This window comes from Streptomyces sp. P9-A4 (genome assembly GCF_036634195.1).
Classification (GTDB): domain Bacteria; phylum Actinomycetota; class Actinomycetes; order Streptomycetales; family Streptomycetaceae; genus Streptomyces.
This window is the reverse complement of the sequence record NZ_JAZIFY010000001.1, coordinates 6,076,925-6,094,864: the sequence shown is the minus strand read 5'-3', so window position 1 is coordinate 6,094,864 and position 17,940 is coordinate 6,076,925. Positions and strand designations below refer to the sequence as shown.

Annotated in this window: 21 protein-coding genes; 12 read left to right on the top strand and 9 right to left on the bottom strand. The window is 72.4% G+C overall.

Annotated elements, in window-relative coordinates; genetic code table 11:
• Positions 1 to 304: 304 nt before the first annotated feature.
• Positions 305 to 832: a hypothetical protein gene (locus V4Y03_RS27380; RefSeq protein ID WP_332436632.1), complete on the top strand. Its 528-nt coding sequence runs from the start codon at positions 305 to 307 to the stop codon at positions 830 to 832.
• A 126-nt stretch (positions 833 to 958) separates the two neighbouring features.
• Entirely contained in the window at positions 959 to 1,675 is a 717-nt protein-coding gene (locus V4Y03_RS27375) for a ScbR family autoregulator-binding transcription factor (RefSeq protein ID WP_332436631.1), read from the top strand.
• A 40-nt stretch (positions 1,676 to 1,715) separates the two neighbouring features.
• Here V4Y03_RS27375 and V4Y03_RS27370 read toward each other — a convergent pair whose 3' ends face one another.
• Positions 1,716 to 2,729: an NAD-dependent epimerase/dehydratase family protein gene (locus V4Y03_RS27370; protein ID WP_332436630.1), complete on the bottom strand. Its 1,014-nt coding sequence runs from the start codon at positions 2,727 to 2,729 to the stop codon at positions 1,716 to 1,718.
• Positions 2,730 to 2,743: 14 nt separating this feature from the next.
• The gene (locus V4Y03_RS27365) at positions 2,744 to 3,673 is read right to left on the bottom strand and encodes a ScbA/BarX family gamma-butyrolactone biosynthesis protein (RefSeq protein WP_332436629.1); all 930 of its coding nucleotides are present in this window, start codon (positions 3,671 to 3,673) and stop codon (positions 2,744 to 2,746) included.
• A gap of 148 nt (positions 3,674 to 3,821) precedes the next feature.
• On the opposite strand from V4Y03_RS27365, the gene V4Y03_RS27360 reads away from it, so the two are divergent.
• From V4Y03_RS27360 to V4Y03_RS27345, 4 genes are all read left to right on the top strand, one after another.
• Positions 3,822 to 4,502, top strand: coding sequence for a ScbR family autoregulator-binding transcription factor (locus V4Y03_RS27360; protein ID WP_317875823.1), 681 nt, complete (start codon positions 3,822 to 3,824; stop codon positions 4,500 to 4,502).
• A gap of 158 nt (positions 4,503 to 4,660) precedes the next feature.
• Complete coding sequence (locus V4Y03_RS27355; protein ID WP_332436628.1) at positions 4,661 to 5,827, top strand: acyl-CoA dehydrogenase family protein; 1,167 nt, start codon at positions 4,661 to 4,663, stop codon at positions 5,825 to 5,827.
• 61 nt (positions 5,828 to 5,888) lie between these two features.
• Positions 5,889 to 6,674 carry an electron transfer flavoprotein subunit beta/FixA family protein gene (locus V4Y03_RS27350; RefSeq protein WP_332436627.1) on the top strand — a complete coding sequence of 262 codons (786 nt, stop codon included), beginning with the start codon at positions 5,889 to 5,891 and terminating at the stop codon, positions 6,672 to 6,674.
• A 40-nt stretch (positions 6,675 to 6,714) separates the two neighbouring features.
• Positions 6,715 to 7,671, top strand: a complete 957-nt coding sequence (locus V4Y03_RS27345; protein ID WP_332436626.1) for an electron transfer flavoprotein subunit alpha/FixB family protein — start codon at positions 6,715 to 6,717, stop codon at positions 7,669 to 7,671.
• A 69-nt stretch (positions 7,672 to 7,740) separates the two neighbouring features.
• Here the strand turns inward: V4Y03_RS27345 and V4Y03_RS27340 are convergent, their stop codons facing one another.
• The 5 genes from V4Y03_RS27340 to V4Y03_RS27320 form a co-directional block, all read right to left on the bottom strand.
• Positions 7,741 to 8,124, bottom strand: a complete 384-nt coding sequence (locus V4Y03_RS27340; RefSeq protein ID WP_332436625.1) for a zinc ribbon domain-containing protein — start codon at positions 8,122 to 8,124, stop codon at positions 7,741 to 7,743.
• Positions 8,125 to 8,304: 180 nt separating this feature from the next.
• Positions 8,305 to 9,012: a TetR family transcriptional regulator gene (locus V4Y03_RS27335; RefSeq protein WP_317875673.1), complete on the bottom strand. Its 708-nt coding sequence runs from the start codon at positions 9,010 to 9,012 to the stop codon at positions 8,305 to 8,307.
• A gap of 114 nt (positions 9,013 to 9,126) precedes the next feature.
• Positions 9,127 to 9,888: an SDR family NAD(P)-dependent oxidoreductase gene (locus V4Y03_RS27330; RefSeq protein ID WP_332436624.1), complete on the bottom strand. Its 762-nt coding sequence runs from the start codon at positions 9,886 to 9,888 to the stop codon at positions 9,127 to 9,129.
• 202 nt (positions 9,889 to 10,090) lie between these two features.
• Positions 10,091 to 10,561: a cyanase gene (gene cynS, locus V4Y03_RS27325; protein WP_317875675.1), complete on the bottom strand. Its 471-nt coding sequence runs from the start codon at positions 10,559 to 10,561 to the stop codon at positions 10,091 to 10,093.
• Between the two features lie 50 nt (positions 10,562 to 10,611).
• A complete protein-coding gene (locus tag V4Y03_RS27320) occupies positions 10,612 to 11,208 on the bottom strand; it encodes a carbonic anhydrase (protein ID WP_332436623.1) in 597 nt (198 codons plus the stop codon).
• Positions 11,209 to 11,291: 83 nt separating this feature from the next.
• Here V4Y03_RS27320 and cynR point away from each other — a divergent pair, with 83 nt between their 5' ends.
• The 3 genes from cynR to V4Y03_RS27305 all read left to right on the top strand — a co-directional run bounded on the left by cynR (position 11,292) and on the right by V4Y03_RS27305 (position 13,646).
• Positions 11,292 to 12,218 carry a transcriptional regulator CynR gene (gene cynR / locus V4Y03_RS27315; protein ID WP_332436622.1) on the top strand — a complete coding sequence of 309 codons (927 nt, stop codon included), beginning with the start codon at positions 11,292 to 11,294 and terminating at the stop codon, positions 12,216 to 12,218.
• 151 nt (positions 12,219 to 12,369) lie between these two features.
• A complete protein-coding gene (locus tag V4Y03_RS27310) occupies positions 12,370 to 12,936 on the top strand; it encodes a GlcG/HbpS family heme-binding protein (RefSeq protein ID WP_332437276.1) in 567 nt (188 codons plus the stop codon).
• A gap of 32 nt (positions 12,937 to 12,968) precedes the next feature.
• On the top strand, positions 12,969 to 13,646 hold the full coding sequence (locus V4Y03_RS27305; RefSeq protein WP_332436621.1) for an ankyrin repeat domain-containing protein: 678 nt from the start codon (positions 12,969 to 12,971) through the stop codon (positions 13,644 to 13,646).
• A 23-nt stretch (positions 13,647 to 13,669) separates the two neighbouring features.
• On the opposite strand, the gene V4Y03_RS27300 is transcribed toward V4Y03_RS27305, so the two are convergent.
• Positions 13,670 to 14,821: an acyl-CoA dehydrogenase family protein gene (locus tag V4Y03_RS27300; RefSeq protein ID WP_317878215.1), complete on the bottom strand. Its 1,152-nt coding sequence runs from the start codon at positions 14,819 to 14,821 to the stop codon at positions 13,670 to 13,672.
• Between the two features lie 115 nt (positions 14,822 to 14,936).
• Here V4Y03_RS27300 and V4Y03_RS27295 point away from each other — a divergent pair, with 115 nt between their 5' ends.
• The 3 genes from V4Y03_RS27295 to V4Y03_RS27285 all read left to right on the top strand — a co-directional run bounded on the left by V4Y03_RS27295 (position 14,937) and on the right by V4Y03_RS27285 (position 16,579).
• On the top strand, positions 14,937 to 15,542 hold the full coding sequence (locus V4Y03_RS27295) for a TetR/AcrR family transcriptional regulator (protein WP_317878216.1): 606 nt from the start codon (positions 14,937 to 14,939) through the stop codon (positions 15,540 to 15,542).
• 159 nt (positions 15,543 to 15,701) lie between these two features.
• Positions 15,702 to 16,337: a TNT domain-containing protein gene (locus V4Y03_RS27290; RefSeq protein WP_332437275.1), complete on the top strand. Its 636-nt coding sequence runs from the start codon at positions 15,702 to 15,704 to the stop codon at positions 16,335 to 16,337.
• Entirely contained in the window at positions 16,334 to 16,579 is a 246-nt protein-coding gene (locus V4Y03_RS27285; RefSeq protein ID WP_332436620.1) for a hypothetical protein, read from the top strand. Before V4Y03_RS27290 ends, V4Y03_RS27285 begins: the two co-directional genes overlap by 4 nt.
• Here V4Y03_RS27285 and V4Y03_RS27280 read toward each other — a convergent pair.
• Positions 16,565 to 17,923 (bottom strand): GH1 family beta-glucosidase, encoded by a 1,359-nt coding sequence (locus V4Y03_RS27280; protein ID WP_332436619.1) that lies wholly within the window; start codon positions 17,921 to 17,923, stop codon positions 16,565 to 16,567. The genes V4Y03_RS27285 and V4Y03_RS27280 overlap by 15 nt on opposite strands.
• Positions 17,924 to 17,940 lie beyond the last annotated feature (17 nt).

Sequence of the window (17,940 nt, the reverse complement as noted above, 5' to 3'; positions counted from 1 at the left end):
GAGCGGATGGACGCGGTCCGGGTCCGTGGATCAAACACAAACTCGAACAGACCTCAGGCTGGCGAGAAATGATCGCGTCCGGCAACGCCCGATCGACTTCTTCCATCGCAGGCATGCAAGGAAGCGATGGGCGTCGCGGGGGTCCTCGGGAGGTGGCTAGCGTGGCCCCACGGCGTCCGACCCTCCTGCCGCGATTTCGGCGTGATCCGAGCGGTCCGCCGCCCGGCTACGCCCCACCGGCCTCGATCCGCCCCGCCCGGCCCCGTCCGGCCCCCGCGTCGACTCGTGATGGAGATGCCCGCGCATGACCGTTTCCTCCCAGGTGATACCCACCGCCACGACCACCACCGCCACGCAGCCCGCCACCGAACAGCAGCCCCCCGCCGCACCGCAGCCCTCCGCCGCACCGACGCCGCTCGGCCTTTTCGACCGTTTCGCGCCACGGCTCCACCAGTACGGCCTGGGCATGCTCAGGGCCGGGATCGGCGGTGTCTTCGTCTGGTTCGGGGTGCTCAAGATCATCGGACTCAGCCCGGCGGCCGCGCTCGTCGTCGCCGTGCTGCCGTTCCCGGCGGGCGACTGGCTCGTCCCGGCGCTCGGCTGGGCCGAGGTCGTCCTCGGCCTCTGGCTGGTCTCGGGCCGCGCCCGCGCCCTGGCCCTGCCCGCGCTCGTCGGCCACCTCTGCGGCACCTTCGCCGTCCTGGTCCTCACCCCGTCGGCGGCGTTCACGGACTCCAACCCCCTGCTGCTGACGCTGGTGGGCGAGTTCGTCGTCAAGAACGTGGTGCTGCTCGCGGGCGCGGTGGTCGTGACGACCCGTCCGCGCCACTGAGCACACCCCTGCCACTGACGCCCGGTCACTCCCGAAGTCCCCCCGGGGCCCGACGAAAAGCCCTTACAATACCAAGCAGTCGGTTTTGATCTCGTCGGACGACGCCTGGTACTTCTGGAGCCGTTGGTGACCAAACAAGAGCGGGCCACCCGCACCCGCGACGCGCTGATCAGGTCGGCGGCCGGCGAGTTCGACCGGCACGGTTACGCCTCGGCCAGACTGTCCACGATCAGCGCGGCAGCGGGTGTGAGCCCCGGCGCGCTCCACTTCCACTTCGAGAACAAGGCGGCGGTCGCCGCCGCCGTCGAGCACGAGGCCTCCAGCAGACTCCGCAGGACCGCCAGGATCGTGTACCGGCAGCGGTCCAACGCCCTGCAGAACCTCGCCGACACCTCCCACGCCCTGGCCCGGCTGCTCCGCGAGGACGTCGTCGTCCGCGCCGGGTTCCGCCTCAGCTGCTCCCGCAGCTGCCACACCGACCTGAACCTGCGCCAGGAATGGCAGGGCTGCGTCCTGCAGCGGCTCGCGGAGGCGGCCGACGAGGGACTCCTCGCCACCGGCGCCGGGCGTCAGCAGGACCTCACCCGTACGATCGTGGCCGCCACCATCGGCCTTGAGGCCCTCTGCGGGGACAACGTCGAATGGCTCTCGGCCGAGACCGTCACCGGCCTGTGGCGGACCCTCCTGCCGATGCTCGCGAGCCCCGAGGCGCTCACCGGCCTGGAACCGTCGGGCAGCACGGGCGGCGTGGGCGGTACGGGCAGCACGGGCGGTACGGAGACCATGGGCGGCACCCCCGCCCACGACCGCACCCGTGACCCCGCCCGCCAACCCGTCGGCTGAGCCCCGGCATGCGGCGACCGCAGCGCGGGCCCGGCTCCGTTCAGGCGTCCGTCAGCAGTCCGTGGTACCAGGGCAGGTAGCGGGCGAACCCCTCGGTGAAGCCCGGCCCCGGGTCGCAGCCGAGCTCCCGCCAGGGGCGGCCGTCGGCGAACCAGTGGTCGGTGGCCAGCATGGCCAGGTGGTGCTGCGCGAAGGGCAGGTCGGCGAGCAGCGCGCGGGCCTCCGCGATGTCGACCGCCGGGCCCCTGGGCGTACCGGTCCGGTGGGTGAGCAGGCCTTCGGCCGCCGCGAGGAGTTCCCCGACCGGCACCGGCTCGGGGTGGTCGACGTAGTAGGGACCCGGCTCGGTCGCGGACGAGAGCGCCGCGCCCAGCAGGACGCCGGCCAGCGTGTCCACATCGGTCAGCGAGTGCAGCGATGCTCCCCCGTCGAGCGGTCCGGGCAGCGCCGCGAGCAGCCGGACCAGGCCCGGCATCAGCTGCCGGTCGCCGGTGCCGTACACGAGGTGCGGTCGCAGGACGGTGCCGCCGGCGTCCATGACGTGCCGCTCCCCCGCCGCCCGGGTGCGGCTGGTCACGGAGCCGGGGGCCAGCGGCAGCGTGCCGGGGGCGGCGGCCCGGAAGGGGCCGCGGCCGTGCACCGACGCGGTGCTCAGGGCGACGATCCTGGTCACCCCCGCGCGTACGGCGGCGTCGACGAGGGCCCGGGTGCCCTCGTCGTTGACCGTACGGGCCAGCTCCTCGTCGGCGCCGATCGCCGAGGCGCAGTGGATCAGTACGTCGATCCCCTCGCAGGCACGACGGAGCGATTCGGGGTCGCGGAGGTCGCCCGGGACGGTCTCGGTACGAGGGCGGGGCGTTCCCGTCGTGCCGACCGGTTCGACCGTTCGCGTCGGTCGAGCCGGGTCGGCCGGTCCCGTCGGCCGGTCCCGGCCGGTGAGCGGGCGGCGGGCGAGCAGGCGTACGGTCGCGGGCTCCGTGTGCGCCGCGGCCGTGGCCGCCACCCGGCCGCCGATGAATCCGGTCGCGCCGGTGATCAGAATGCGAGGGCCCATCGTGCCGATCCGGTTCAGCCCGCCAGCCGGCTGCCGAGGCCGGCGCCGGCCACCGCCAGTTCCCGGGACGGGGAGGTGAGCGTGCATTGGAAGACCGGGTGGCCGTCCTGGTGGCCGACGACCCGGACGGTGCTCTTCCCGGGGTCGGCGCCGGGCACGATCTCGGTCTCGATCCAGCAGGGGGTGTCGAGTTCCGCGTAACGGGAGAAGGAGACGTCCATCGCGGTGGGCAGGTATCCGGCGCCGCCGAGCGTGCTCGCCGCCGCCTGCCGGGCGGCTTCGAGGAGGACCATGCCGGGCACGTGGTCGTTGGGACGCCGGAAGAGAGTGCTGTGCTCGGTGTTGATCCGCAGCTGCCACTGGCCGGGGCGGGTGCCGGGGCCGAGGACGACGTCCTTGGTGTGTTCGCGGCCGACCAGCTCCGGCTCCGTCGCCGTGATCAGCGGGACGGGCCGGCCGAGCGCGGCCATCCGGTCGCCCCTGATCCTCCGGTACGCCGGCGCGGAGGTGCAGCGCGCCATGGCCCTGCCGGTGCCGAGGAAGCGGCCGTCACGGGTCAGGACCACGGTGGTGCGCAGGTCGCGGAGGCGACCGCCGCGGCTGCTGAGGTCGGAGCAGATCACGTCGACGGTGACGTCCGAGGAGAGCCCGTCGACGGCGAGCGCCTCCGGATCGGTGTCGTAGGAGAGGCCCCACATGACGAACTGGTCGTCCACGGGTACCCCGAACTCGGCATGAGCGATCAGCATGGTGGTCTGGCGTATCGTCTCGGCCACCAGTACGGGGTCGTGCCGGTCGCCCGCCACCGGAGAGAAGAAGGGATGTGAGGCCGGCCAGCGCGCGGAGACGGAGAACCGGTTCTCCTTCAGCTGCGTCCACCCCGTGGGGATGATGTCCGCGGGATCCGCCCGGTGTACGAACTCCCCGGGGACGTGCGACGTCACTCCTCGACCGTTCTGATCCATGGATCCCCCTCGTGCCCCCGCACCCCGGGCGGTGAGTCCGCCCGAATTAGAATACGTACAGCGCGGTTTTCTTTTCAACGCTTCACGTCACACGTTGAGCACAGACAGCGAGACAGCAGGAGGCGCCTTGGCGCAGCAAGCGCGTGCAATCCGTACCCGCCGGGTGATCCTCGAGTCGGCCGCGACGGTCTTCGCGGAGCGCGGCTACGAGCGCACGACCATCGGCGAGATCCTGGTGCGCGCCGGGGTGACCAAGGGAGCTCTGTATTTCCACTTCGCTTCCAAGGAAGACCTTGCCCTCGGCGTGCTCGACGCCCAGATGCTCGACGTGCCACTCGCCCCGCAGGAGGTCAAGCTCCAGGAGCTGGCGGACCAGGCCTTCCTGCTGACCCACCGGCTGCAGGGCGACGCGCTGGTGCGGGCGAGTGTCGCCCTGGCGCTGGACAGCGGTGCCACCGGCGTCGACCGGGCCGCGCCCTTCCAGGCGTGGATCGACCAGGTCTCGGAGATCCTCATGGTCGCCAAGGCGCGGGGCGAGCTGCTGGTCCATGTGAACGTGACGGACACGGCCGAACTGTTCTCGGGGGCCTTCTCCGGGATCCAGGCCATGTCCCAGATCCTGTGCGACCGCAACGATCTGGCCCATCGGGTCTCGGTCCTGCTCCAGCACTTCCTGCCGAGCATCTGCACCCCGGCCCTGCTGACCCGGCTCGACATGACCGAGAGCCGCGCCCGGCAGCTCGGCGCCGAGTACGACGCGAGCCGGCTGCGACGGGAAGAGGGAAGCCTCGCCGACACCCCGGGTTAAACAAACCGACCGTCCGGTTGTCTGGAGTTCATCTCTCCTGGACCGTACGCCCGGAGCGCCCCGACGCGGAACAGCGTCGGGGCGCTCTGGCGTCATGGCACTGAGTGTGTTTTGCTGAGGGTACTCAGTGCCACAAGCGTCTAGGGGAGCTCCACATCATGGGCAAGGACTTCGACCTGTATCGGCCCTCCGAGGAGCACGACATGCTCCGGGAGTCGGTGCGTGCGCTGGCGGAGGCGAAGATCGCGCCGTTCGCGGCGGCGGTGGACGAGGAGGGCCGGTTCCCGCAGGAGGCCCTGGACGCGCTGGTCGCCAACGACCTGCACGCCGTGCACGTCCCCGAGGCCTACGGCGGCGCGGGCGCGGACGCGCTGGCGACGGTGATCGTGATCGAGGAGGTCGCGCGCGCGTGCGGCTCGTCCTCGCTGATCCCGGCCGTGAACAAGCTGGGCTCGCTGCCGGTGATCCTGTCCGGCTCGGAGGAGCTCAAGCGCAAGTACCTCGGCCCGCTGGCCAAGGGCGACGCGATGTTCTCCTACGCCCTGTCCGAGCCCGACGCGGGCTCCGACGCCGCCGGGATGAAGACCCGCGCGGTGCGCGACGGGGACTTCTGGGTCCTCAACGGCGTCAAGCGGTGGATCACCAACGCCGGCGTCTCGCAGTACTACACCGTGATGGCCGTCACCGACCCCGACAAGCGGTCCAAGGGCATCAGCGCCTTCGTCGTGGAGAAGTCCGACGAGGGCGTCTCCTTCGGCGCCCCGGAGAAGAAGCTCGGCATCAAGGGCTCCCCGACCCGCGAGGTCTACCTCGACAACGTCCGCATCCCCGCCGACCGCATGATCGGCGCCGAGGGCACCGGCTTCGCCACCGCCATGAAGACCCTCGACCACACCCGCGTCACCATCGCCGCCCAGGCCATCGGCATCGCCCAGGGCGCCCTGGACTACGCCAAGGGCTACGTCAAAGAACGCAAGCAGTTCGGCAAGCCCATCGCCGACTTCCAGGGCGTCCAGTTCATGCTCGCCGACATGGCCATGAAGCTCGAAGCCGCCCGCCAGCTCACCTACGCCGCCGCCGCCAGGTCCGAGCGCGTGTCCGCCGGAGGCGACAAGGAAGACCTCACCTTCTTCGGCGCCGCCGCGAAGTGCTTCGCCTCCGACGTCGCCATGGAGGTCACCATCGACGCCGTCCAGCTCCTCGGCGGCTACGGCTACACCCGCGACTACCCCGTCGAGCGCATGATGCGCGACGCCAAGATCACCCAGATCTACGAAGGCACCAACCAGGTCCAGCGCATCGTCATGGCCCGCAACCTCCCGTAACGGAGTACGGCAAGACCGCAGGACCAGCCCGAACGACCAGCCCGTTGAAAGGAGACAGGCCGTGACCCTGAAGATCGCTGTCTGTGTGAAGTACGTCCCCGACGCGACCGGCGACCGCGGATTCGCCGACGACCTGACGACCGACCGCGAGGCCGTCGACGGCCTGCTCTCGGAGCTGGACGAGTACGCGGTCGAGCAGGCGCTGCGCATCTCCGAGGAGTCCGACGACGCCGAGGTCACCGTCGTGACGGTCGGCCCGGACGACGCCAAGGACGCGCTGCGCAAGGCGCTGTCGATGGGCGCCGACAAGGCCGTCCACGTCAACGACGAGGACATCCACGGCTCCGACGTCATCGCCACCTCCGCGATCCTGGCCAAGGCGCTGGAGAAGACCGGCTTCGACCTGGTCGTCTGCGGCATGGCCTCGACCGACGGCACCATGGGCGTGCTGCCCGCACTGCTCGCCGAGCGCCTGGGCCTGCCGCAGGTCACGCTGCTGTCGGAGCTGTCCGTCGAGGACGGTCTCGTGAAGGGCCGCCGTGACGGCGACGCCGCCACCGAGCACCTGGAGGCCCCGCTGCCGGCCGTCGTCTCGGTCACCGACCAGTCCGGCGAGGCCCGTTACCCCTCCTTCAAGGGGATCATGGCCGCCAAGAAGAAGCCGGTACAGGAACTGGACCTGGACGACCTGGACATCGACGCCGACGAGGTGGGCCTCGCCGGGGCCTGGACCCTGGTCGACGCGGCGGCCGCCCGCCCGGCGCGTACGCAGGGCACGATCGTCACGGACGAGGGCGACGGCGGCAAGCAGCTCGCCGCCTTCCTCGCCACCCAGAAGTTCATCTGACCCGCCCGTCAGCCAGACACCCACACAGGAGCAACGAATCATGGCTGAGATCCTGGTTCTCGTGGACCACGCCGACGGTGCGGTCCGCAAGCCGGCCCTCGAACTGCTGACCCTGGCCCGCCGTATCGGCGAGCCCTCGGCGGTCGTCCTCGGCGCCGGCGAGGCCGGCGCCTCGATCGCCGCCACCGCCGGCGAGTACGGCGCGGCGACGGTGTACGTCGCGGACGGCGCCGAGTTCACCGAGCAGCTGGTCGTCCCGAAGGTCGACGCGCTCACCCAGCTCGCCCGGGAGAAGGGGGCCGCCGCCGTCCTGGTGACCTCCTCCGGCGAGGGCAAGGAGATCGCGGCCCGCGTCGCGCTCCGCCTCGGCTCCGGTCTGATCACCGACGCCGTGGAGCTGGAGGCCGGCGAGAACGGCCCGGTCGCCACCCAGTCCGTCTTCGCCGCCTCGTACCAGGTGCGGTCGACGGTCTCGCACGGCGTCCCGGTCATCACCGTCAAGCCGAACTCCGCCGCCCCGGAGGCCTCCCCGGCCGCCGGTACGGTCGAGGACGTCACGGTCGCCTTCACCGGCAACGCCGCGAAGGTCGTCTCGCGCACCCCGCGTGTCTCCACCGGCCGCCCCGAGCTGACCGAGTCCGCGATCGTGGTCTCCGGCGGTCGCGGTGTCGGCGCGGCCGAGGGTTTCGCGGTCGTCGAGAAGCTGGCCGACTCGCTCGGCGCGGCCGTCGGCGCCTCCCGCGCCGCCGTGGACGCCGGCTGGTACCCGCACTCCAACCAGGTCGGCCAGACCGGCAAGCAGGTCTCGCCGCAGCTGTACGTGGCGGCGGGCATCTCCGGCGCGATCCAGCACCGGGCCGGCATGCAGACCTCGAAGACGATCGTCGCGGTCAACAAGGACGCCGAGGCCCCGATCTTCGATCTGGTCGACTACGGCGTGGTCGGCGACCTCTTCGAGGTGCTGCCGCAGCTGACGGACGAGATCGGCGCGCGCTGACCTCCGCGACACCGAAAGGAAGGGGCGGGTGGCACTCTGTGCCACCCGCCCCCTTCCTCGTGTCCGGCCTCAGTACCAGCCGTCGAGCGGTACCTCCTCGCAGAGCCGGACGACCGGCCTGCGCCCGGAGCCCGCGACGCCGGAGACCTTCACCCTGACCCCCGGGCGCACCGCGTGCACCGGTCCGTCGACCCGGCAGCGGACCACGAAGCCCTCTGCCATATGGACCGGCCAGAGGTCCGCGTCGGCGGCGGCCACCCCGCGCCGTACGGATATCACGCCCTCGCCCCCACTGAGTTCGGGTGCGAGGTCGGTCGACCCGCAGGTCGGACAGAGCAGGCGCTGGAACGTCGTGGTGTCGCACCAACGGCAGCGCTGGAAGTAGAGCTCGGGGTCGGTCTCCGACTCCTCGACGCGGACGGCGGTCCCGCTCCTCAGTCCCGTGTGGAACACGATGCCTTCTCCTCGCACTCGGCGGCTCGACCGTGCATGGAGCCAAGATATGGCACTGAGTGCCAACAAATAAAGACCCGAGTTCCCTCAATCGGAGATACCGAGAACCCTGAAGGCATTCGAGCGGACTCCCCCGTCCGCTCAGCGGACGTCTCGGCTCTCTCAGCCCTCTCGGCCCCCTCAGTCCTCGCCGAGGCTCGACTCCACCTCGCGCACCACGCGCCACATCGGGGTGGACCGCTTGGTGATCACCACGACGACGTCCTCGGTCTCCTCGGCCGGGGCGTCCGCGGCCTGGCCGGTGGCCCAGGTGCCGCGTACGAACTCCAGGGCCCCGTCGACCTCGGCCAGCGGGTCGCCCTTCCCGCCCGAGCGGAGCCAGTGCCGCAGGGCGTGGTTGTGGGCCGCCACCACGGCCGCCGCGACGACATTGGCACGCAGGGTGCCGTCCCTGCGGTCGGCCCACCGGGTGCGCAGATAGTCGCCGAGGGTCTTCTCGTACCGCCAGACCACCGACAGCTCGTAGGTGCGCAGCCCGGTCACCTCTCGGGTGAGCCGGTAGCGCTGCACGGAGAAGGTGGGGTTCTCGGCGTACATCCGCATGACGAGCCGGGCGGCGTCGCAGACGCGGACGATCGGGTCGTCGGAGTCGGCGCTCGCGGCGAGGAAGCGCGTCATGTCGGCGAGGCACTGTTCGTGGTCGGGGAAGACCACGTCCTCCTTCGACGGGAAGTACCGGAAGAAGGACCGGCGGCCGACGCCCGCGAGCGTGACGATGTCGTCGACCGTGGTCTGCTCGTAGCCCCGTTCCAGGAAGAGCTGGAAGGCGGCGGCGACGAGGGAGTCCCGCATCGCCGGCTTCGTGGAGTTCGTCGACGCTGTACCCATGGCCCGAACCTAACACCCGAAGGGCCCCGGCGCGGCACTAGGTGCCGGGGGAATCCGGCACCGAGTGCTGCGATGAGGGTACGGAGGTCCGGGGGAACCCCTCCGGAGCGAGACTCAGCGGGCGGTCATCCGCAGCGCGCCGTCCATCCGGATCGTCTCGCCGTTGAGGTAGTCGTGCTCGGCGACCATCGTCACGAGACGGGCGTACTCCTCCGGGCGCGCGAGGCGCTGCGGGAAGGTGACGCTCGCGGCCAGACCGGCCCTGACGTCCTCGCCGAACCCGGCCATCATCGGGGTGTCCACGATGCCGGGGGCGATGGTGACGACCCGGATGCCGAACTGCGCCAGGTCACGGGCGGCGGTGACCGTCATGCCCGCGACGCCCGCCTTGGAGGCGGCGTACGCGATCTGGCCGACCTGGCCCTCGAAGGCGGCGATGGAGGCGGTGTTGACGACGAGGCCGCGCTGCCCGTGTTCGTCGGGCTCGTGGCGCGCGATGGCCTCGGCGGCGAGCCGCATCACGTTGAACGTGCCGAGCAGGTTGACGTTGAGCACGGCCCGGAACAGGTCGAGGTCGTGCGGTCCCCCGCGGCCCAGGATGCGGGCGGAGGGGGCGATGCCGGCGCAGTTCACGGCGAGCCGCAGCTCGGCGCCGTCGGCGTCGATCGCGGCGAGGGCCTCGCGGACCTGGTCCTCGTCGGTGACGTCGGCGGCGAGCAGCCGGACGCCCTCGGGCAGCGGCCCGGCGGCGGCCACGGCCTTGTCCAGGTCGAGTCCGTACACGGTGGCACCCCGGGCGGCGAGCGCCGCCGCGGTGGCGGCGCCGAGCCCGGAGGCGGCACCGGTGACGAGAGCGGCGGAGCCGGCGATGTCCATGGAACTCCTCGTTCGTGTCGTGCGGGGGCGACCCTGCCGCCGGGTTGGCCGCCGGATCGGGCGCGTGCCCGCGAGGGACCGCGCGGTCCGCGCGATCTGCGCCGCCCACCATAGAACCGCAGGCCGCGCTCCCGGAAGCGGAACCGGGGCGGCCGTCCGGGAGCGCGTCGACACGAAGGAGGGGCCGGGTGCGGGAGCGCGGTCAGAAGGGCTTGGTCGGCAGGTACTTGCCGTCCAGGGTGATCACCGCGCGCTCGCCGCCCTCGGGGTCGGCGACCTTCTTCACGTCCAGCCGGAAGTTGATCGCGGAGATGATGCCGTCGCCGAACTCCTCGTGGACCAGGGCCTTCAGCGTGGTCCCGTAGACCTGGAGCATCTCGTAGAAGCGGTAGATCGTCGGGTCGGTCGGGACGGCGCCGTCCAGGGAGCCCCGGGTGGGGATCGTCTGGAGCAGCCGTACGGCGTCCTCGTCCAGGCCGAGGAGTCCGGCGACGGCCCGGGCGGCCGGCTCGGGCAGGGCGTGCTGGCCGAGGACGGCGGCGGTGACGAAGGCGACGGAGAAGCCGGTGGCGTCGGCGATCTCCTGCCAGCTCAGGTCCTTGACGGTCTTGGCCTCGACGGCGGCGAGGGCGAGCTCACGACGGGCGGTGGGGTCGAACTGGGCGTGCACCATGAGAGGTACGTCCTTTCAGGAGGGTGGAGGAAGGGTTCTTCGGGTGGGGGTCAGGCGGCGGCCCGGGCGGGGGCGCCCGGCAGCTCCTCGACGGTGCCGTCGGCGATGTCGAAGACCCAGCCGTGCAGCCGGATGTCTCCCTCGGCGAGGGCGCGGGCCACCGACGGGTGGGTGGCGAGGTTCGCCAGCTGCGCGGCGACGTTCTCGCGCACCAGGGCGGCCACGTCACCCGCCCGCCCGGCCGCGGCGGTGCGGGCCAGGGAGGCGTCGGCGTGCCGGAGCCAGTTGGCCACGGCGGGCGCGCCGGTCAGGTCGCTGCCCTCGGCGAGCGCGGTCATCGCGCCGCAGGCGGAGTGCCCGCAGACGATGACGTCCCGCACGCCGAGGACGGTGACGGCGTACTCGACTCCGGCGGCGACCCCGTCGGTGCCCGGGGTGTGGGCGGGGACGAGGTTCCCGGCGGTGCGGATGACGAAGAGTTCACCGGGGTCGGTCTGGGTGATCAGTTCGGGTACGACGCGGGCGTCCGAGCAGCCGATGAACAGCGTCCCGGGACGGTGGGCGGTGGCCAGGCGGGCGAAGAGGCCGGCCTTGGCAGGGAAGACCTCCCGCTGGAAGCGGGCGATTCCCTCGGCGAGATGAGGCATGTCCTCACCATGCACGAGCTGGACCTATAGCGTCCAAGACCTGCTGTCGATGTCTGCTATAGATGCGATCTATAGTCGATCGTATGCAGCCGGAACTCCGCCATCTCCGCTATCTGCTCGCCGTCGCCGAACACGCCAGCTTCACCCGCGCCGCCGAAGAGCTCCGGATCGCCCAGCCCACGCTCTCCCAGCAGATCAAGCAGCTGGAGAAGGCCCTCGGGGTGCTGCTCCTCGACCGCGGTGGCCGCACCGTGCGCCTCACCGACGCCGGGGAGGCCTACGCGGGGTACGCCCGGCGGGCGCTCCAGGACCTGGCGGCGGGCGAGCGGGCGGTGCTGGACGTCCACGACCTCGCCCGGGGCCGGCTGCGGCTCGCCGCCACGCCCACCTTCACCGCGTACCTCACCGGCCCTCTGGTGGCCGCCTTCCACGGCCGTCACCCCGGCATCACCGTGGAGGTGCGGGAGCTGACCCAGGACCACATCGAGGCCGAACTCCTCGCGGACCGCCTCGACCTCGGCATCGCGTTCCAGGGCGGCCACCTCCCGGGCGTCGAGGCCACCGCGCTGTTCGACGAGACCCTCGGCCTCGTCGTCGGCCCCGGACACCCCTTCGCCGGCCGTACGGAGCCGGTGCCCGCCGAGGAACTGAACCACCATCAGCTGGCCCTGCTCAGCCGGGACTTCGCCACCCGGCGGCACATCGACGCATACGTCTCCGAGCACGGCCTCCGGCCCCGGATCGCGGTGGAGGCCAACGCCGTCGGCGCCCTCACCGAGATCGTCCGGCACACCGCGCTGGCCACCGTCCTGCCCGACGCCGTCACCCGCGACCACCCGCATCTGAGCCCCGTCCCCCTCTCCCCCGCCCTGCCGTCCCGGGGGGTCACCCTGCTGCGCCGCGCCGCCGGTTACCGGAGCGCGGCGGCCCGCGCCTTCACCGAGCTGGCCGCGCGGTGGGCGGAGGACCAGGGCCCGGCGGGAACCGGGCGGGGTCGACCGATCGGCTGACCCCGGGGTCCACCGTTGCGGGCGCCGGGTGCAGCCGGGACGACGACCGGTCACCCGGGACACCGGCCCCAGGATGGAAGGGAAGCGGGCCATGGAGCACCGACGGCCCGCGCATCCCACCGAGTTCACTGGAGCAGATCCCATGAAGCACGTGAAGAAGGCCACCTCGCGCACCCGTGTCGTGACCGGTGGGGCGATCGTCGCCGCGCTCGCTCTCGGTGGCTTCGGTGCCTACTCGGCCAGCGCCACCGGCGAGAACACGGCTGCGGCGCCCGCCGCCGCGGTCGCCAAGGCGGACGCCAAGAACAAGAACACCACGCAGTCGACGCACCTGACGATCGAGGCCGCGACGAAGGCCGCGCAGGCCACGCTGGACGCCGCCGAGAAGGAGAACCAGCGCGTCTCCGTCGCCGTCGTCGACCGCAACGGCAACACCGTCGTCACCCTCCGCGGCGACGGCGCCGGCCCGCAGTCCTACGAGTCGGCCGTGAAGAAGGCCTACACCGCCGTCTCCTGGAACGCCCCGACCTCCGAACTCGCCAAGCGCCTCACCAACGCCCCCACCCTCAAGGACATCCCCGGCACCCTCTTCCTCGCCGGCGGCGCCCCGGTCACCGCCAAGGGCGCGCCCATCGCGGGCATCGGTGTCGCGGGCGCCCCCTCCGGCGACCTCGACGAGAAGTTCGCCCAGGCCGGCGTCGCCTCGCTCGGCAAGTAACCGCCACCCGCCCGCGCCCGAGGAGCACCGTCATGAAGACGCTCGACGACACCCTCCTGACGGCCGCCGCGCACGGTGACACCGTCGCCGTCCGCGCGGCGCTCGAAGCGGGAGCCCGGGTCGACGCCCGGGACCGGCACCGCCGCACCCCGCTGCTGCGGGCCGCCCGGCACGACCACGTGCCCGCCGCGCGACTGCTCCTCGCGGCGGGCGCGGACCCGAACGCCCAGGACGACCGGTCCGACAGCCCGTGGCTGGTCACCGGCGTCACGGGCAGCGTCGCGATGATGCGGACGCTGCTCCCCGCGGGCCCTGACCCGGGCCTCACCAACCGCTACGGCGGTACGGCCCTGATCCCGGCGGCCGAGCGGGGCCACGTCGCCTATGTCCGCGCCCTGCTGCGGGAGACGGCCGTCGATGTCGACCACGTGAACAGGCTCGGCTGGACGGCCCTCCTGGAGGCCGTGATCCTCGGCTCCGGTGGCCGCGACCACCGGGACGTAGTCGCCCTCCTCCTGGCGGCGGGCGCGGACCCCGCGCTCCCGGACCCCCACGGCCGCACGGCCCTGGAACACGCCGACCGCCACGGCTTCACCGAGATCGCCACCCTCCTCGGAAGGGCCGGCTCACACCGGCTCCTCCACGGGGGCGCCGGGGCCGTCCGAGCCCCCGGCGGTCTGCCGCTCCCGGTGGCCCACCGCTCCTTGTGAGCCGACGCCGCCGGCGCCCGCGATCACGCCGGCCGCGCCAGCCCCCTGCTGATCACCAGTCGCTGGATCTGGTTCGTTCCCTCGAAGATCTGGGTGATCTTCGCTTCGCGCATATAGCGCTCGACCGGGAAGTCGCGGGTGTAGCCGTAGCCGCCGAGGACCTGGACGGCGTCCGTGGTGACCTTCATGGCCGTGTCCGTGGCGATGAGCTTGGCCGCGCTGGCCTGGCGGCTGAAGGGGCGGCCGAGGTCGCGGCGGCGGGCCGCGTCCAGGTAGGTGGCGCGGGCCGCGTCGACCGAGGCGGCCATGTCGGCCAGCAGGAAGCCGAGGCCCTGGTGGTCGACGATGCGGCGGCCGAAGGTCGTGCGCTCGTTGGCATAGTCCACGGCGGCGTCCAGTGCGGCCTGGGCCAGGCCCGTGGCACAGGCGGCGATGCCGAGACGGCCGCTGTCCAGGGCGCTGAACGCGATCTGGAGGCCCTGGCCCTCGTCCCCGACGAGCCGGTCGGCTTCCAGGAGGGCGCCGTCCCAGTACGCGGAGGTGGTGGGGACGGCCTGGAGGCCCATCTTGCGTTCGGGGGCGCCGAAGCTCAGGCCCTCGGTGGCACCGGGGGCGAGGAAGCAGGAGATGCCGTGGCTGCCGGGCGCGGTCCGCGCGAAGAGCGCGTAGAAGCCGGCCTTGCCGCCGTGGGTGATCCACGCCTTGGTGCCGTTGATCCGGTAGCCGCTGCCGTCGTCCTGGCGCTCGGCCTTGCAGCTGAGGGCGGCGGCGTCGGAGCCGGCCTGCGGCTCGGAGAGGCTGTAGCCGCCGACGTTCCGGCCCTCCAGCATCTCGGGCAGCCAGCGCTCCTTCTGCTCGGTGGTGCCGAAGGTGTGCAGCGGGTGGCAGGCCAGGGTGTGGACGCTGGTGGCGACCGCGACGGCCGCCCAGCGGGCGGCGAGTTCCTCCAGGACCTGGAGGTAGACCTCGTAGGGCTGGCCTCCGCCGCCGTACTCCTCGGGGTACGGCAGACCGAGCAGGCCCGCCTCTCCGAGGGTGGCGAAGAGCCCTTCGGGATAGGTCTCGGCGGCCTCGTACTCGTCCACCTTGGGAGAGAGCTCCTTGTCGGCGATCTCCCGGGTGAGGGCGATGAGGTCCGCCGCTTCGGGGGTGGGAAGCAGGCGGTCGACATCCATGGCGACTCCAGCGGCGCGCAAAGTGGTACTGGGGCAGGTACTGCAGTACCGCTGAGCGTAGCGCAGAAGGGTGTCCCCGACACCCCCGGGAACACCGGCCTGGAATACTGGCCGGGTGATCGAGACCTCAGCCGCCGACGCCCCGAAGCTGACGGGCCGCGGTGCGGCGCGCCGCTCCGCCCTCTTCGAGGAGCTCGTCGCCCTCCTCGTCGGCGAGGGCTTCGCCCAGCTGACGCTCGACGATCTCGCCGCCCGGCTGCGCTGCTCGAAGCGGACCCTGTACGGCCTGGCCGGCAGCAAGGAGCAGCTGGTCCGCGCCGCCGTCGTGCACTTCTTCCGGCGCGCCACGGCTCGGGTCGAGGCGGGGCTCGCCGCCGCGACCGATCCGGCGGAGCGGCTCGCCGCCTATCTGCGGGCGGTTTCGGCCGAGCTGGCGCCGGTCTCGCCGCAGTTCTTCGACGACGTGGCCGGATTCGAACCGGCGGCGGAGGTCTACGAGCGCAACACGCGCGCGGCGGCCGGCCGGGTCCAGCAGCTCATCGAGGAGGGCGTGCGGGCGGGGGTCTTCCGCGAGGTGCACGTGACCTTCGCGGCCGACGTCATCTCCTCGGTGATGGTCCGCATCCAGCGGCGCCAGGTCGCCGCGGCGACCGGCCTCGCCGACGCGGAGGCGTACGAACAGCTGGCCGAACTGCTCCTCAGCGGACTCCGCAGGGCCTGACCGGCCCGGACGGCGCGCCTGGCCGGATTCCGCCCGCGTGCGGTCACTCTGCGCAGATGATCCACTACTGTGTGCCGCGGCCACTGACCACCCACCCCAGGGAGCCTCCGCGTGGAGCGCAGCCGTACCGCCTTCAGGATCCGTGCAGTCCTCGCCGCCATGGGCGTCACCGCCGCCCTCGCCGCCGCCCCCGCGGCGCAGGCCGTGCCCGCCGAGAAGCCCGCCGCCGCGCCGCCGGCCCCCTGCACCGGGGAGTTCCAGGGCGACAAGCGGCTCGGCCCGAAGTTCCTGCCGAAGAAGTGGCAGGAGCCGGTGGGCCCGCTGCTCAACCGGTACCACCGGACCGGTGGTCTGTCCTCGGCCGACTTCCTCAAGAAGTACTGGGAGGGTCCGGCCGACACCGGCAGCTGGAAGTACCCGCCGAACGACGGCTTCGGCGAGGTCAACGGCACCGTCGACAAGGCGCCCGAGCTGCTCGTCGAGGGCGAGAGGCTGGACCGCTTCGGCTCGGAGTACGGCGGCTACCTGGCCCCGGCCGGTGACGCCTACGCCAAGCGCGCGCTGCCCCCGCAGAACCTCAACACCCGTGACGCGGCCTTCCCCTGCGACTACCACCTGTACGAGGTGACGCGGGAGTTCGTGGTCTGGGAGGGCTCCATCGCGCCCTGGTTCGAGCAGCCGGGCGGTGGCCGTCAGATCAAGCTGGACGCCACGTTCCTCGACCCGGGCGAGGGCCAGCGCCTCAACGTGAAGTGGCTGCTCGACAACGGCTATCTGGTGCGCGTCCCCGCGTGACGGACCGCCGCGCGCTGGACCGGGCGCTCCGGGAGGCCGGGGTGCCCGGGGCGTACTACTGGATCGAGGGCGTCCACGAACCGGCGCCCACCCCGCCCGACTTCGTCTATCTGCGGACGGGGCCGGGCGGTCCCGGCACATGGGAGACCGGGGTGTACGAGCGCGGCGCGTACGAGCCGGTCGCCACCCACGCCACGGAGGCGGAGGCCTGCGCCCACCTCCGCGCGCTAGCGGGCGTCTAGGGCCCGGTGGGCGCGGACGATGTCCGCGTAGCGCCGGCCGCTCGTCTTCACGGTCCTCCTCTGGGTGGCGAAGTCGACGTGGACGAGACCGAAACGCTTGTCGTAGCCGTAGGCCCATTCGAAGTTGTCGAGCAGGGACCAGGCGTAGTACCCGGCGAGCGGGACACCCTTGCGCAGGGCGCGGGCGCAGGCCGCCAGGTGCTGTTCGAGGTAGCGGGTGCGCTCCGGGTCGTGGACCGCGCCGTCGGGGCCGACGGTGTCGGGGAAGGCCGAGCCGTTCTCGGTGACGTAGAGCTTCCGTACGCCGTACTCCTCGGTGAGCCGCAGCAGGAAGGCCTCCAGGCCGCCGGCGTCGATCTGCCAGTCCATTCCGGTACGGGGCACCTCGGGCAGCCGCACCTCGCGGGCGTGCGGGACGGGTCCCGTGGGGTCGTCGGCGACGGTGACGGGGAAGTAGTAGTTGAGGCCGTGCCAGTCGAGCGGTGCGGCGATGGTCTGCGCGTCCCCGGGCCTTTCCGGCAGGTCGACCCCGTACAGCTCCCGCATGTCGGCGGGGAAGCCGCGGCCGTACACCGGGTCCAGCCACCAGCGGTTGGTGTGGCCGTCCGCGCGGGCGGCGGCGGCGAGGTCCTCGGGGCGGGTGGAGGCGGCGGCGACCGTCGAGTGGTTGGTGACCAGGCCGACCCGGGCGCCGGGGGCGGCGGCCCGGACGGCGGCGGCGGCGAGGCCGTGACCGAGGAGCAGGTGGTACGAGGCGCGGACGGCCGCCGTGAGGTCGGTGAGGCCCGGTGCCATCCGGCCCTCCAGGTGGCCGATCCAGGCGGAGCAGAGCGGTTCGTTGAGGGTGGCCCATCGCGTGACGCGGTCGCCGAGGCGTTCGGCGACGGCGGAGGCGTACCCGGCGAGGTGTTCGGCGGTCTCGCGGACGGTCCAGCCGCCCCGGTCCTGGAGGGTCTGCGGCAGGTCCCAGTGGTAGAGGGTGACGGAGGGGGTGATCCCGGCGTCGAGGAGGCCGTCGACGAGCCGGTCGTAGAAGTCGAGCCCGGCGGTGTTGACGGGGCCGTCGCCGCCGGGGATCACACGCGGCCAGGCGACGGAGAGCCGGTAGGCGTCGGTGCCGAGGGTCTTCATCAGGGCGATGTCCTCGGGCCAGCGGTGGTAGTGGTCGCAGGCGGTGTCGCCGTGGTCGCCGTTGTCGATCGCGCCGGGGACGCGGGTGAAGGTGTCCCAGATGGAGGGGGTGCGGCCGTCCTCGGCGGCGGCGCCCTCGATCTGGTACGCGGAGGTGGCCGTGCCCCAGGTGAAGGCGGGCGGGAAGGCGGCGAGGTCGAGCGGTTCGGACACGGGAGTCCTTTCGGGGG

Excerpts from the sequence above, each read along its gene's own strand:
- V4Y03_RS27380 (WP_332436632.1), top strand. The coding sequence starts at position 305 with ATGACCGTTTCCTCCCAGGTGATACCCACCGCCACGACCACCACCGCC.
- V4Y03_RS27370 (WP_332436630.1), bottom strand. The coding sequence starts at position 2,729 with ATGGGCCCTCGCATTCTGATCACCGGCGCGACCGGATTCATCGGCGGC.
- V4Y03_RS27355 (WP_332436628.1), top strand. The coding sequence starts at position 4,661 with ATGGGCAAGGACTTCGACCTGTATCGGCCCTCCGAGGAGCACGACATG.
- V4Y03_RS27345 (WP_332436626.1), top strand. The coding sequence starts at position 6,715 with ATGGCTGAGATCCTGGTTCTCGTGGACCACGCCGACGGTGCGGTCCGC.
- V4Y03_RS27335 (WP_317875673.1), bottom strand. The coding sequence starts at position 9,012 with ATGGGTACAGCGTCGACGAACTCCACGAAGCCGGCGATGCGGGACTCC.
- V4Y03_RS27330 (WP_332436624.1), bottom strand. The coding sequence starts at position 9,888 with ATGGACATCGCCGGCTCCGCCGCTCTCGTCACCGGTGCCGCCTCCGGG.
- cynS (WP_317875675.1), bottom strand. The coding sequence starts at position 10,561 with ATGGTGCACGCCCAGTTCGACCCCACCGCCCGTCGTGAGCTCGCCCTC.
- V4Y03_RS27320 (WP_332436623.1), bottom strand. The coding sequence starts at position 11,208 with ATGCCTCATCTCGCCGAGGGAATCGCCCGCTTCCAGCGGGAGGTCTTC.
- cynR (WP_332436622.1), top strand. The coding sequence starts at position 11,292 with ATGCAGCCGGAACTCCGCCATCTCCGCTATCTGCTCGCCGTCGCCGAA.
- V4Y03_RS27305 (WP_332436621.1), top strand. The coding sequence starts at position 12,969 with ATGAAGACGCTCGACGACACCCTCCTGACGGCCGCCGCGCACGGTGAC.
- V4Y03_RS27300 (WP_317878215.1), bottom strand. The coding sequence starts at position 14,821 with ATGGATGTCGACCGCCTGCTTCCCACCCCCGAAGCGGCGGACCTCATC.
- V4Y03_RS27290 (WP_332437275.1), top strand. The coding sequence starts at position 15,702 with ATGGGCGTCACCGCCGCCCTCGCCGCCGCCCCCGCGGCGCAGGCCGTG.